Raw genomic sequence first — 13,730 nt, 5'->3', positions numbered from 1 at the left:
TCCTGGAACATTTTCTTAAGGTATAATGGAAAAGTAACTTCATACACATATCCAGACTTTAATGTTCAAAAGATCATAATCATATTGGGAGCAACTAAAAAAGATCGTCTGAATAAAATTACCGGAACTGAAATTCAAGGGATTTTATTTAAAAATGATAGTATAAAAATTGCTGGAGTTTTGAAAAACTACAGTCCAATTAATCCGGAAGCCGGGATTGATGAAAAAGATTATTGGGGACTGGCTTCAGGAATATATGAAAGATAGAAGTTAATAAACTTTAGTGGAATCTTACTTTTAAAGGATTTGCAGATCATCAAATTTATCTATTCCAAACTTATCCTGAAACTTTTTCAGGTAAAAGCTTTTACGCATTTTAAAATCATTCTTTAATAAGGGAGAATCAATTTTAATAATGATGCATTTGTTTTCAATATTCACGCTTCTGATTTCATTGAACAGACTTTGATCTAAATAATCCTCAAGAAAGTCTTTGATATCAAAAGCCACCAGTTTATCTTCAAAACCATAGATTCTTGCAAAAGATTTTACGAGCTCCGAAGATTGGTATTCGCGTTTTTTCTTCTTCATAATTGTGTTGTCTGGTTCGTTATATCTCAAAAATAATACTTTCTTCGTTAATCTTTTTCACTACGCTTTCGGTACGTTCTCTATGTGTATCGGTAATGAAAATTTGCCCAAAGCTTTCACGATTCACTAATTCAATTAATTGCGAAACTCTCGTGTCATCAAGTTTATCAAAAATATCATCCAATAAAAGGATAGGCGTTTTCTTAGTCAGTTCTTTAATAAGACTCATCTGAGCAAGTTTTAAAGAAATCAGAAAAGATTTTTGTTGTCCCTGAGACCCTATTTTTTTGATCAGAATGTTGTCCATTTCAAAAAGAAGATCATCCTTATGGATTCCTTTTGAAGTGTAGGTGAGCATACGGTCTTTCTCAATACTTTCCTTCAAAAGTTCTTCAAAAGTATTTTCCAATAGGTGAGATTCATAGATTACAGAAACTGTTTCTTTTCCACCGGAAATAATCTGATAGAAATTCTGAACAATAGGATTGAGCTGCTCTACAAATATCTTTCTTTTATTAAAAATTTTAGTCCCAAATCTGGTAATCGGATCATCGTAAATTTCCAGTGACTCTTTATCCCATGTTCTGTTCTTAGCAAAATATTTCAGCAAAGCATTTCTCTGCTGGATTGTTTTCTGATACTGGATCAGATCAAAAAGATATTCAGAATCTGTTTGAGAGATCATAGCATCCAGAAACTTTCTTCTGCTTTCCCCCGAATCAGAGATAAGGTTTGAATCGTAAGGTGAAATCATAACACTTGGAAGATAGCCAATATGATCTGCAAGCCTGTCATAGCTTTTATCATTTTTTTTAATTACCTTCTTGGCTTCCTTGGGCTGGGTAATTCTGATGTTATCTTCACTATCTTCATTATGTATCTCAGCATCAATGGTGAAAAAATCTTCTTCTTTTTTGATGTTGTTGAAATCTGTATTTCCCAAAAAGCTTTTACCTACTGATAAATAATGCAGAGCATCCAGAATATTGGTTTTACCCACTCCATTATTACCCACAAAACAGTTAATTTGTGGGGAAAATTCGAACTTCTTCTCAGAATGGTTTTTGAAATTATATAGGGAAAGCTTTTTGATAATCATTCTTCAAAAATACTCCATTATTAGTAAAAATAAAAAAGGAAGTGCTGAGCAAGTTTCCACTCCGAATGAAAAATAAGAGTCATCTCTCTTATTTTCAGAGAAATAAATAAAAATATAAGTGATGATGCTGGATGAAAAAAATGCAATTGCATAAAGTGGCTCTAGATAAAAAACTCCAATGATATTGCTTATAAACACCATACCGTACGCAATATATTTTGTATTTTGAACACCAATAAGCATAGGGAAGGTCCTTACTGTATCACTATTCATATCCCGGATATCAAAGGGAAGCACTAATGCCGTAATATAAAAGAAACTGATAAGGAAAATAGGCAGACTGAACTCAGGAAGAGTCAGCCAGCAGTTAACCAGTGCCCAGACTAATCCTACATAAAATACTTTTAATAAAGGAATTTTCCGAATATAAACATCCAGAAAGAAACTGTTGTACAAAAGCCCTAACACAACAATAATAAACCATTTTAGTAATCTTACCTCATTATGATTATGGATGATTAAAAAAGCACAGACAATCCCGGCAACAGCATTAAGGACCAATATTCTGAAAAAATATTTAGTGTATTGATACTTCGTATAAATATACCCACTGAAATACGTGATGAAAATCAGAAGAATAGTAGGGAAACGGAATGTGTTTTGCTCTTTCATGAAAAATACTGCAAAAAGAGTTCCCATTAAGGAGACATAAATTTGACTGTCTATGACGGTTTTTTTCAGTATTTTTATAATATTCATTTATCAAAATTAATATATATGAAAAGATTTTCCAAGATATTTATGCTTTCGTTGCTATCATTGGGATTTTCACCGGTTTTCGCACAGAAATATTATGATGACCAGTGGAAAAAAATAGCAGAAAACAGCCAGAAAGGAGCGTATAAATCTAATCTACCCATTATTTTAGACATGGAAAACCAAGCTATGAAAGAAAATAATACCATTCAGTTAATCCGTTCTTTGAAAGCGGAGTTCAGTATTGTAAACCAAACTGTAGATGATGATCAGAACGATGCAGCTTCAAAATTCTTTAAAAAACTTCAGGAAGCAGAAGGAAAACTGAAAGGAGATGAGAAACTGGTCTATAAAGTTCTGTTGAATGGATTTTTCCTGGATTATTACAATCAAAATTATTGGAAGATCAATGGCAGAACCAATATGAGTACGCAGGATCTTGCTCAGATTGAAACCTGGACCAAGCTTGATTATAAAAACTATTTAAATAAAAGCTATAAAGAACTGGATCAGCAGAAACAGGACATGAAGAAAACTTCATTGGAAAAATATAAAGTATTGTTTTCGGAAACGAAGGATATCGCTTATTTTCCAAGTCTGTATGATTGGTATAGTCTTAAAAAGATCGCTTTTTTATCAGAGAATAATATTTTCACAAAAAATGAGCTTACAGAGAACAGAACCTCTATTAATGCAATTTTCGACGAGTTGATTGCACAGAATAACGGGAATCCCAAACTGTATTTCATGAAAGAAAAATTGGTGAATAATTGCGATTTCAACCAATGTAAAGATAAACTTGAGCAGCTACAGAAGCTTGCCAAATCCGATGTACAAGGTGATTACAAAGTGGTCATCATGGAAGGGATCATGGATGAACTTGTAATGAAAAAGAAGGCAAAAGAAGCTATTGCTGTTGCTGCACAGGCTAAAAGTGAATATCCGAAATCTCCTTTCATAGAAAATATCAAAAACAAGGAAAACCAGATTACCAATCCGGTGCTGAATATCAAATATGAAAAACAGATCCAGAATAATCTGCCCATTCATTTTGTTGCAGAGTACCAGAATGTTTCGGAGTTTTCATTGAACATTTATGAGGTAAAAGAAGACTTTTTATCGCTGATGAAATATGTGCAGAATTCCTATGCAAATAACTACTTTGGGCAAGTGAAAAAGAATTTGGTGCGAAAGGAGACTTACCAGCTTTCAGACCCGAAAGATTATCAGTCTCATAAAACCTCATTGGAAATTAAACCACTTCCTGCCGGAGTATATGTTGCCGAATTTTCAGTGCCAGGAACCGATACAAAAGATAATAACCCTGAAAAGAATTTCTATTTTCTGGTTTCGGGAAATAAGATTATTTACCAGTCAAAATCTTCAAGAAGCTCACTTTCAGATGATTTGAAATTAGTGAATAGTGAAAATGGAAAACCTGTAACGAATGAAAACCTTACCTTTTATGAATTTGTGAACAGCAATTCGATTAATAAAATTGAAGGAAAAACCAATGAGAACGGAGTTTTTAAATTTCCAGCCACAGCTAATAAAGAATACTACAGAACATATCTGATTCAACAACCTAAAACCAATGATTTTCAGATCATGCAGGTGTACGGGAACAATAATGTTGAAGATTACAACCCAAACAAAGAAGCCCGTTCCAAAGCTCAGATTTTTACAGATAGAGCGATCTACAGACCTGGACAGATGGTTTATTTCAAAGTAGTTAATACCCGTTTAAATAATGAGACTGAGTCTGTACTTTCAGGGTTGAAGCAAAAAATCACTTTAGTGGATGCTAACAACCAGGAAGTTTCTTCTCAAAGTTTTACCACTAATGAGTTTGGTTCCTACCATGGCAGTTTTATGCTTCCAAAAGGAAAACTGAATGGTACTTTTTATATGAATACTGATGGTGACAGTCAGGGATATAAAGATATCAGAGTAGAAGAGTATAAAAGACCAAAGTTTGAAGTTACTTTCGACCCTGTAAAAGATGAATATAAATACGGGCAAACCATAGAACTGAAAGGGAAAGCTATGATGTTTTCCGGGGTAGCTTTAAGCAATACAACGGTGAACTATGAGATCAAAAAACAAAATATCCGTTGGAGATATTTCTGGTGGTATCCAAGAGATAATGATAATGAAAACTCAATCTTAGGAGAAGCCAAAACCAATGAAAAAGGAGAGTTTGTGATTCGTTTAGATCTTAAGAAAGACGAAAAACTGGAAGGAATTCAGATTGATAACTATCAAATCAATGCTTCCGTTACTGATATCAATGGGGAAACTCAATCAGCTAATACAGATCTGAAGGTAGCTTCCGTTTCCCACTACATCAAAGCTGATGAAATTAAGAATATATTCAGTGATGAAACGGCGAGACTAAAAGTAGAAACCAAGAATTATAACGAACAGGTTCTTAAAAAATCGTACCAGGTTAAGTTATCAAAACTAACAGCTCCGGATCGGATTTTTAGAGATAACTTCAAATCAGAAGTTCAGAATCTTCCACAATATTCAAAAACAGAATTTATTAGCAAATTCCCACACGATCTGTTTGATAAAAATGATGATGTCAAAAACTGGAAAACAGAAAAAGTAGTTGTTGAAAGACAACAACAGCAATCTGCAGATAATGCCCAACTTTCATCAAACTTGGATCTTGGAAAACTTGAAGCTGGGGATTATCAATTGGAACTGTTTAATATTGAAGGAAAAGACACGATTAAAGCTTCTCAATATTTCAGCGTTTGGGATAAAACGTCCCTGAAACCGGCTCAAAAAACTTTCTTAACGGTTATTGCACCGAAGGAGGAGTTTGCAAGAGGTGAAAAAGCGAAAGTATATGTATATTCTGCAATTCCTGATGCGTTGGTAAATGTATTTGTTCAGAATGGGTCTGGAAAAACGATCACGGAAATCCATCAATTTAAAAAAGGAATGTTGGAATACACAGCAGATATTCCAAAAGATAAAAGTGTTTCTGAACTGAACCTTCAGTTCCAGTTGGTCGCTTATAACGATGTTCAGACAGAAACAGCTGTTTTAAAGATCAAGGATACAGAGAAACCTTTAAAAATTGAAACAGTTACTTTCAGAGATAAGCTCGAACCGAATTCAAAAGAAAAATGGATGGTGAAAGTTACCGGAAATGATAAAGAAAAAGTGAACGCAGAAGTGTTAGCTAATATGTATGATATGTCTTTGGACCAGTTTGCAGTAAATAACTATGGCTGGGATAAACTGTATACTCCATTCAACATTATTACATCTTATGATATCAGAGAATACCTGTTACAAAAAAGTTATCAGAACCGATTGAAATATTTCAATGGAAACTATGTAGCCGTTCCTGAATTTAATTGGTTTGACGGTAACCTGTTTTATAGCTTAGGAGGAAATGGAGTGAAATCTCCTAGAACTAGAAAATATAAAACTGCTCTTCCTGCTCCTACAGCAGCTCCTATTGCTAGAAATTCAGTAGCACTTGAAGAAGTGGTGATGACTGCCTATGGACAAAACAAATCAGCACTACAGGGTAAAGTAGCAGGCGTTGAGGCTGCAGAAGCTGATGCCGCTGTAGATCAGGTCGAATCACAAGAGGCATTGGAAAAAGTTCCGGTACGTCAGAATCTAAATGAAACTGCATTTTTTTATCCGGACCTGAAAACCGATGCAGAAGGAAACGTCAACTTTGAATTCACTTCTCCGGAAGCTTTGACGAAGTGGAAGCTGATGTTCCTGGCTCACACCAAAGATGCAAGAGCTGCTACCTTGGAGAAAGAAGTGGTAACTCAGAAAGAGTTCTCTGTAACGCCAAATTATCCGAGATTCTTAAGAGAAGGAGACGAACTGAACTTACAGTCAAAGTTATCCAACCTTACCAATAAGAAAATGAATGGTTCTGCAGAACTTCAGATTTTAGATGCATTTACGAATGAAAATATTTCTTCAAAATTCGGAATCAACTCAGGAACACAGAACTTTAATTTAAATGAAAATGGAAACGGAGCATTAACATGGAGCCTAAAAGTTCCAAACAATGTTTCTTCTATTATTTTAAAAATAGTTGCGAAGGCAGGAGCTTATTCTGACGGTGAGCAGCAGGCTGTAGCCGTATTGCCAAACAGAATGCTGGTAACCGATGCTGTACCTGTTTTTGTGAAAGAAGGAGAAACAAAGACTTTCGTGTTGGATAACCTTAAAAATAATACATCTACAACGGCTTCTAATGTTTCAAACACCTTGGAATTAACCACCAATCCGATCTGGGAAATTATGTTTGCCCTTCCAAGCCTGAAAAACGATCAGAACAGTTCGGCGGATGTGGTTTTCAATAAGTGGTTTGCAGATGTATTAGCTTCTGAGATATTCAAAGCTAATCCTAAAATGAAGACCGTGTTTGATGAATATCAGGGCAAAGGATTATTGAATTCAAATCTTGAAAAAAACCAGGAGCTGAAACAATTGTTATTGGATGAAACGCCATGGGTACTGGAAAGTAAAAATGAAGCTGAGCAGATGCAAAAACTAGCACTTCTGTTTGATGTCAATACGATGAGGAATTCTATTAATCAGAATTGGGATGATTTCAGTAAGCTGCAAAATCCGGATGGTGGATTTTCATGGTATGCAGGCTATCCAAGCTCTTACGGTACATCATTATATATTCTTAAAAACCTTGGAAAGGTTAATCTATGGTTAAAAGATAACGCCAAAGAATATCAGAGTGCAGGACAGAACGCTTTAGTCGCAAAACTGATTCAGTATGTAGATAACGAGATTAGCAAATATGCAGAGACTAAAAAAGAGAATGTCTGGAGCAATTGGGTGCTGGATTATTTAGATACCAGAAATTACTGGGAAAAACAATATCCTTTGAAAGGAAAAGGAGCAACATTAAAAGCATTAGTAAAACAAAAAGCAAAAACGGCAAAAATTACCGATTTTACATTCTTCGGTCTTCACCGTGCAGCTTTACTAATGAATAATTATGGAGAGAAAGCGGTATCTGATAAATTAATGACTTATCTTAAAGAAACCTCTACAGACACCAAAACACAAGGAGTCTATTGGAAACAAAACCTGAATGACTGGGGTTGGTTCAGCTCAAAAGTAGTAAACCATGCAGGTGCTTTGGAAGCGTTCAATACCTTAAAATCCAATGATACCAACTTTATAGAAGATATCAAGATCTGGCTGGTAACGCAAAAAGAAGTGAACTCATGGGGAAGTTCAAGAGGAACTGCTGAAGTGATCTTCACGATCTTAAATTCAGGGAAATCATGGACTGGTGCTGAAAGTGATAAAGCAACCATCGTTTGGGGCGGAAAAGAGATTGTTCCTCAGACTCAGGCAACCGGATATGTAAAATCAACCGTAAAAACGGATGCAATAGATAAAAACCTAGGAACAGTCACAGTGACCAAACCAGGTCCAGGAATTGTTCAGGGAGGGTTATTCTGGCAGTATTACGAAGATTTAGATAAAATTAAATCATCTGAAAATTATATTTCCGTAACCAAAGAACTGTATAAAAAAGTAAAAACGGTAAATGGAGAAGAGCTTCAGAAAATCTCAGCAGAAACACCGTTGAAAGTAGGAGATAAAGTAACCGTAAGAATGATTCTGAACACAGACAGAGCAATGGAATTTATTCATATTAAAGATATGCGTGCGGCAGGATTTGAACCCGTTGATGCATTATCAGGATATCAGTGGAAAAATAATTTAGGATATTATCAATCTACTAAAGATGCGTCTACTAATTTCTATATTCAATATATGCCAAAAGGTAAATATGTCTTTGAATATGATGTAATTGCTAATGCATCCGGAAAGTTCTCAAACGGTATTACTACAATGCAAAACTACTATGCTCCACAGATGAATGCACATACAAAAGGAACCGGAATTCAGATTTTGGAATGATTTTTGGCTATTAGGAAATACGTAAAATTTAAAACCAAATAAAATGAAATTTTCAAAAACTTTAATTACTGGATTGGTATTGATGGCTGGGGTAAGTGCTTTCGCTCAAAAGAAAGCTGAAAAGTTTGAAAAACTACAGATTGAAATGTTCCCAAAAGCTAAAGAAGGATACAAGCAAGTATATATTCAGCTTCCAGTAGCAAAAAACGAAAGTGATTTAAAAGTGGAAGTTTTTGTTGGAGCTGAAAAAATGTTAGACTGTAACAATTACTCCTTAATGGGAGAAATGAAAAGCCAGGATCTTCAAGGATGGGGGTACAACTATTATGAAGTAGAGTCTAAAGGAGAAACTGCAGGAACTTTGATGGGATGTCCGGGACAGAAACTTTCTAAAAAGTTTGTTACCCTTAAGCCGGAAATTGTAAGATACAACAGTAAACTGCCATTGGTATTCTATGTGCCAAAAGATATAGAAGTTCGTTACAGAGTTTTAAGACCTGATAACACCATGAAAAAAGCAGTTCAAAAGTAGAATTTGCAAGCTTATTATAAACAGAAAACTCCTCGCAGTAATGTGGGGAGTTTTCGCTTTTATATTCTTCATGTAAGATAAATGAATATTAGGATGGAGACTATGCTATCTTTTTGTTGTCACAACTCGGAGTTCTTAAATACTTTGTTTTCTACGAAAAAAAAGGTAAAGAGCAAGTGGTAAAAGTAGAGTTAAAATTTTTTTCAAAATTTTTTAGTTTTTAATTAACATTTAAACGATTTTGATAAGACTTTATTTTAAAGACTTTTATACTTAAACAAATTTTAAACTTGTTTTAAATTCATAGTTTTGTTAAATTATGTTTGAAGATTTTAACAATTTTTGCATTATATTTGTTATAAACATAAACCATGAAAAACAATTTATTGATTTTTACGTTTAGTTTTTTTGCTTTTCCTGCTTTTGGCTGGGCACAGTCTGCGCCGGATTTTAAAGAACTTCTGGATAGTGCAATGGTTCGGGACTCGAACCTGAAAATGCAGATTACCCAAAACAAACTTACCGATCTTGACGAACATAAGTTAAAAGATATCTTTCTTCCTACATTGGAACTAAGTGGTAAAGCCGGTTATCTTAACGGAACAGCAAGGCTTACGTCTCCAGAAATTAATCTGGCTCCTTTTATCAATATCGCGGAGGGAGCTTTCAACAATAACTTCAATGTATCCGGATTTTCAGGCGTTGCCAAGGCAGAAGCCAAGATGCTTGTGTATTCCGGAGGAAAAGTTAAATACCTGAAAAAGGCAGTTGAAGAAAAGAAGAAGTCTGAAGATGTTCTGTTAGAAAAATCCAGAGATGAAGTTGTAGCGAGTATTTCCAGAGCTTATGACCAGCTGGCACTGATCCATCAGTCTAAAAAAGTACTGGATGAAAGTAAAAAAAGACTGGACATTAACAAAAAAACAGCAGATAAAGCGTTAGGCTACGGGTTGATTACTCCTTACGATCACAAAAAAATTGAATTGGCTCAGGCTACTTTAAATGCAAAAGTGGTAGAATATGAAGGAAAAAAAGAACTACTTCTTACTCAGCTTTATATTTTAACGGGAATCAATAGAGAACGTTTAAAGATGATTGATCCAACGCTATCTCCTGTAGAACTTCTTACAGCAGAAAAAGGAATTGACCAAAGAGCTGAGGTTCGTGCCCTTGAGCATGGAATTGCTGCTGCGGATTATAAAATAAAAGCAGAAAGAACCTGGATGATTCCCAAAGTTCAGCTGATGGCTTCCGCTTATTATATTGGGTTATATGGTAACCATATCAAAAGCTCTGAAAATATAGTTCCTGCTGTTCCAATTCTTGGCTATGAAGGGAAAAAACTGGACTGGAGTCCTAATAATATTAATATTTTTCCTTTAATCACGGCTGGAGTTGGGTTTAAATGGGAGATTTTTGATGGAAAAGAAGGGAAACATGCCGAAGAAACGGCAAAAGTAGGTAAAGAAGTGCTTCAGAACCAGAAAGAAGATGCATTGAAAAAACTATCGTTGAACTTAGCCAATAATCAAACCAATTATGATATTGCTACCGCTCAGATTACTTTAAAAGCTAAAGAAAAGGAACTGGCTAAAAGTGCATTGGTACAGGCAGAAAAAGAATTCAGATATGGTATGAGCAAATCCTCACAGCTTATTGATGCAGAAAATGACCTTGAAGTGGCAGAGCTAGGATATCAGAATGCGATTTTCAACCAGAGAAGAGCAGGAATAGAATTGATGAGAGCTACTCAGGAACTGGACATTACTAAATTTTATTTAATCCCTTAAAAATTAAAATGATGCATAAAAATATATCCATACTCATTGCTTCTCTGTTTTTATTGGGAAGTTGCGACAAGAAAGACGAAAAAATAAAGGAACCGGAAGGAAAAACAAAAAAAGATGTGATCTCTTTTGCTCCGAAGGTTACCGGAAGAATTCTAAAGATATATGTCTCTGAAGGACAGTCGGTAAAAAAAGGAGATACCCTGGCTCAGCTTGACGTTCCGGAAGTATCTGCAAAAATTGCGCAGGCTCAGGGTGCGGTAAGTGCCGCTACAGCCCAGGAACAAATGGCTAAAAATGGGGCTACACCAGACCAGCTGAGACAGCTTCAGGCAAAATATAAAGGACTGAAAGAGCAATATGATTTTGCTCAGAAATCCTATAGAAGAGCTAATAACATGTTCCGCGACAGTTTGATGTCTCCACAAGCACATGATGAAGTGTATGCTAAACTTCAGGGGGCAAAAGCTCAATATGATGCTGTAGTTGCAGAATTAGATGATGTGAACAGAGGAACCCGTTTCGAAAAAGTAGAAATGGCAGCAGGACAGGCTTCTCAGGCTAAAGGAGCTTTACAGGAAGCTAACGTAGCTTATTCTGAGAGATATGTTATTGCGACCAATGATATGGAAATTGAAACCATCAGTCTAAATACAGGAGAGTTGGCAACAGCCGGATTTGCTTTGTTCAACGGATATATTCCAGAGAGTACTTACTTTAGGTTTACGGTTCCTGAAAGTGCTATTTCAAAATATAAAAAAGGGCAGAATGTGAATATGCAGGTAGTTTACAATAAAGAAAACCTGGAGGGAACAGTAGTGTATATCAAACAGCTGACAAGATATGCAGATATTACAACAGCTTATCCTGATTATCAGCTGCAGGATGCGGTCTACGAGATTAAAGTTAAGCCTACGGATATGAATAAAGCGAAAAGCCTTTTGGTGAATGCCAATGTGATCCTGAAATAATTACGAAATAAGATGGCTAGCCCCAATACATACAGCTTGCCGTGTGTTTATTTAAAATTTTTAAAATATACAGATGAAAGAATTTTTCCGTCTTTTAAAACGAGAGTTCAAACTTTTTATCAGCAATTCTACCTTGAGAACAGTGTTCTTTTTGGCACCAGTCTTTTATGCTACCTTGCTGGGGTTTGTCTATCAAAGTGGAAAAGTTGAAAATACCCCTGTATTGGTGATTGACAGAGACAATACACCGCTGTCCAGTCAATTAACCGAAATGCTGGATGATAATAAAAGCATTAAAATTATCAGATACCTGCAGGAACCTTTGAGCATAAAAGATGAGGTGATCCGTCATGAGGCAGCAGCTGTCGTTATTATTCCGTCCCGTTTTGAAGGGGATATGCTTCAGAAAAAATATCCTGAGCTGAATGTGTATGTCAATACGGGGAACGTTTTGACGGCAAACTTTGCCTCCAAAGCATTACAGCTTACCATAGGGACGTTCTCTGCCGGGGCTTCTATCAAGGCTTTACAGAAGGCAGGAATGCCCGCTGCAAAGGCTGTTACACAATATGAGCCTTTCAAAACCAATTATATTACCCTTTTCAATACGACCAGTAATTATCTTATTTTTATGTGGCCGGCCATGCTGGCGGTAGTATTACAGCAGGTGATTCTGTTGGCGATGGCAGTAAGTTTTGCTGCAGAATTCCAAAGAGGTTCTTTCGTAAAAGAGTATGTGAAAATGAAGAAATGGGCATTTCCAACAATGCTTATTAAGGTTATTCCAATTTGGGTATTCTCCATTCTTATCGTAGGTGTTTACTATCTTATGCACATGATTTTCAAAGTGCCGATGCCGGAAGGGATATTTAATTTTATTCTCCTGACCGCTGTTTTTGTAGGCTCTGTTTCCTTCCTTGGGGTGTTCATTAGTATATTAATTCCGGATGCTTTGAAGGCAACGCAAATCCTGATGGTGATTGCTTCACCTGCCTTTATCATTAGTGGTTTTACATGGCCTTTAAATGCGATGCCTGCCTTTGTACAGTTTATTGCGAATATCATTCCGTTAACGCCTTTTTTACAAGCCTTTAAAATTCTATTAATTCAAAAAGGATCTGTAGAGCTTACTTTCCCATATCTGAAACACTTAAGCATTCTTTTAGTAGTTTATGCTATTATAGGGTGGATTGCTTTAAAGATCAAACTTTGGTTTATTTTCAAAAAAGCAGCTCCTCAGGAAATTGCAGCAGAAGGAGGTTCTGGAGCGGAAAATGAATAGTTTGTTTTTATCATAATGAAAGAGTAGGGATTCATATTACGCTTATACTCTCAAACATTTATACTCTCAAACTTCTAACACCACCCGGTCAAAAATTCGTTGAATTTTCGCTATTCCTCAGAAGGAGATGAAGGATCAGGTATGGAATTGTTATCGGTATAGAATAGTTGTGGAATAGATAAAATGTACACTAAAACCCTCATACTCTCAAACCCTCAAACTCTTAGTTCGAATCTCAAAACAAAAAAATTCTCCACCATAAAAATCAAACAAAAAAACTGATATATTTGTCTGTAGTAAAAACAGATCGTATATGGAAAATGTATTTGACGCAAAAGATGCTCAAAATTATATTGATAGAATAAACAGGCTGGTGGAAGATACTCATGGATTATGGGGAAAAATGACGGTGGATCAGATGTTGGCGCACTGTAGTATCACATATGAAATGGTATATGAACCGGAAAAACATAAAAAACCGGGATCTATTGCAAAATTTATTCTAAAAACTTTTGTGAAATCTAAAGTAGTAGGTGAAAAAGCCTATCCGAGGGATTCTCCAACAGCTCCTCAATTTTTAGTATCCGGAAGAAAAAACTTTGAAGAAGAAAGAAGAAGATTGATTGGTTTTATACAAAAGACTCAGCAATTAGGAGCAGATGCTTTTGATGGCAAAGAATCTTTCTCTTTCGGAAAATTAAAAGCTCAGGAATGGAACAATATGTTTGCCAAACATCTTAACCATCACCTGTCTCAATTCGGAGTTTAA

At 35.5% G+C, this 13,730-nt stretch carries 10 protein-coding genes; 7 read left to right on the top strand and 3 right to left on the bottom strand.

Translation table 11 applies throughout. The features are described from left to right. Nucleotides 1-84: 84 nt before the first annotated feature. Nucleotides 85-267: a hypothetical protein gene (locus EL260_RS17035; protein WP_126367232.1), complete on the top strand. Its 183-nt coding sequence runs from the start codon at nt 85-87 to the stop codon at nt 265-267. Between the two features lie 30 nt (nt 268-297). Here EL260_RS17035 and EL260_RS17030 read toward each other — a convergent pair whose 3' ends face one another. Genes EL260_RS17030 through EL260_RS17020 form a run of 3 tightly spaced genes read right to left on the bottom strand, consistent with a single transcriptional unit; the run spans nt 298 to nt 2,449 of the window. Next, entirely contained in the window at nt 298-591 is a 294-nt protein-coding gene (locus tag EL260_RS17030; protein WP_123856530.1) for a hypothetical protein, read from the bottom strand. Between the two features lie 19 nt (nt 592-610). After that, nucleotides 611-1,690 carry a DNA replication/repair protein RecF gene (gene recF, locus EL260_RS17025; protein WP_123856528.1) on the bottom strand — a complete coding sequence of 360 codons (1,080 nt, stop codon included), beginning with the start codon at nt 1,688-1,690 and terminating at the stop codon, nt 611-613. Between the two features lie 3 nt (nt 1,691-1,693). After that, complete coding sequence (locus EL260_RS17020; protein ID WP_123856527.1) at nt 1,694-2,449, bottom strand: UbiA prenyltransferase family protein; 756 nt, start codon at nt 2,447-2,449, stop codon at nt 1,694-1,696. 18 nt (nt 2,450-2,467) lie between these two features. Between EL260_RS17020 and EL260_RS17015 the strand changes: the two genes are divergently transcribed. The 6 genes from EL260_RS17015 to EL260_RS16990 all read left to right on the top strand — a co-directional run bounded on the left by EL260_RS17015 (nt 2,468) and on the right by EL260_RS16990 (nt 13,730). Next, nucleotides 2,468-8,389, top strand: a complete 5,922-nt coding sequence (locus EL260_RS17015; RefSeq protein ID WP_123856525.1) for an alpha-2-macroglobulin family protein — start codon at nt 2,468-2,470, stop codon at nt 8,387-8,389. 43 nt (nt 8,390-8,432) lie between these two features. Beyond that, nucleotides 8,433-8,921: a serine protease inhibitor ecotin gene (eco, locus tag EL260_RS17010; protein ID WP_123856523.1), complete on the top strand. Its 489-nt coding sequence runs from the start codon at nt 8,433-8,435 to the stop codon at nt 8,919-8,921. A gap of 371 nt (nt 8,922-9,292) precedes the next feature. Then, nucleotides 9,293-10,711: a TolC family protein gene (locus tag EL260_RS17005; RefSeq protein WP_123856521.1), complete on the top strand. Its 1,419-nt coding sequence runs from the start codon at nt 9,293-9,295 to the stop codon at nt 10,709-10,711. Between the two features lie 11 nt (nt 10,712-10,722). Then, nucleotides 10,723-11,679, top strand: a complete 957-nt coding sequence (locus tag EL260_RS17000; protein ID WP_123856519.1) for an HlyD family secretion protein — start codon at nt 10,723-10,725, stop codon at nt 11,677-11,679. Between the two features lie 73 nt (nt 11,680-11,752). Beyond that, entirely contained in the window at nt 11,753-12,961 is a 1,209-nt protein-coding gene (locus tag EL260_RS16995) for an ABC transporter permease (RefSeq protein WP_123856518.1), read from the top strand. A gap of 313 nt (nt 12,962-13,274) precedes the next feature. After that, a complete protein-coding gene (locus EL260_RS16990) occupies nt 13,275-13,730 on the top strand; it encodes a DUF1569 domain-containing protein (protein WP_123856516.1) in 456 nt (151 codons plus the stop codon).

Origin of the sequence: Chryseobacterium nakagawai, assembly GCF_900637665.1 — a bacterium.
Lineage (GTDB): Bacteria > Bacteroidota > Bacteroidia > Flavobacteriales > Weeksellaceae > Chryseobacterium > Chryseobacterium nakagawai.
This window is presented reverse-complemented; position numbering and strand designations above follow the sequence as displayed.